We start from the raw sequence: 1,018 nt of genomic DNA, 5'->3' as shown, positions 1-1,018 counted from the left end.
AGCGCGGGAGCTCGTGCCGCGCCTGGTTGGAACCGGATCCAATGCCTCGCATTTTAGAGATGGAGGGGCAAAGGAGCGCAGGGTGAAAGCTCTATCGGCGGTACTTGGCGGCTTCGTGCTGACGCTTGCGGTTTTCGCCAGCGGACTGGCCTTCGCCGTCTGGCTTCTCATTGCCGAGCCGGTGCGGCAGGTCGCCCCGACCTCCAGCGTCACCGAACTGTGGCCGAGGGAACCGCGGAAGGTGGACCCTGCTTCGCAGCGTCTTGAACGCCTTCCTGCCCGCCCAGTTGATCACAGCTCGAAACCAGCCGATGCCGCGGCTTCGGCGCCCATCGTTACCGGCTCTATCCAGCCGCCAGCGGACGAGCGGCAGGCGGACGAACAGCAGATGGTGCCGGCCGGCCATGCGGAATGGTGCGCCAGCCACTACCGCTCCTACAGGCCAAGCGACGACCACTACACGTCCTACAGCGGAGAGCAGCGCCCCTGCATCTCGCCCTATCTCGATGCGGGCGCTGCCGAGCGCACCGCACAGCCTCCCGACGATGGCGCCAGCTATGTCGAAGCGATCGACACGTTGCCAATGGATGGCTACGTTCCGTCGCAGGAAGCCGGCGCCGCCTGGCTTCCGCCCGACCACGTGCAATATTGCTTCAGCCGCTACCGCTCCTACCGGCCGGAAGACAACAGCTATCAGCCTTACTCCGGCGGCCCACGCAGGCAGTGCGAGTAGGCAGGGCGGGCTGGCGGCTGCAGTGCATGGCGCCTTGTGCGACCCCACCCAACGATCACGCAGATTTCTTGGATCGTTCGGGTTGGCGCGGCGTTCATCCGATACCCAAAGGAGAAATCAACATGGGCGACGACCGGGAAGACAAGATTCGTGAGCGCGCATACCAGATCTGGGAACGTGAAGGCCGGATCCATGGCGATCCCGAGCGGCACTGGCACCGGGCCGAGGCCGAGATCGACAGGGAGGCAGCCCTGCCGCTCGGGATCGCCATGGATCCGGCCTTCA

The 1,018-nt window shown here is 65.3% G+C and carries 2 protein-coding genes; both read left to right on the top strand.

What is annotated here, in order from left to right; all coding sequences use genetic code 11:
* A partial coding sequence (locus tag E5W87_RS19205) for a BA14K family protein (RefSeq protein ID WP_367118840.1) occupies window positions 1–733 on the top strand: 733 nt, incomplete at its 5' end.
* Window positions 734–855: 122 nt separating this feature from the next.
* The coding region (locus E5W87_RS19200) for a DUF2934 domain-containing protein (RefSeq protein ID WP_292400809.1) at window positions 856–1,018 on the top strand (163 nt) is incomplete at its 3' end.

The organism is Mesorhizobium sp., assembly GCF_004962925.1.
GTDB lineage: Bacteria > Pseudomonadota > Alphaproteobacteria > Rhizobiales > Rhizobiaceae > Mesorhizobium.
The sequence above is the reverse complement of the archived record's forward strand: the minus strand, read 5'-3'. Positions and strand labels throughout refer to the sequence as shown.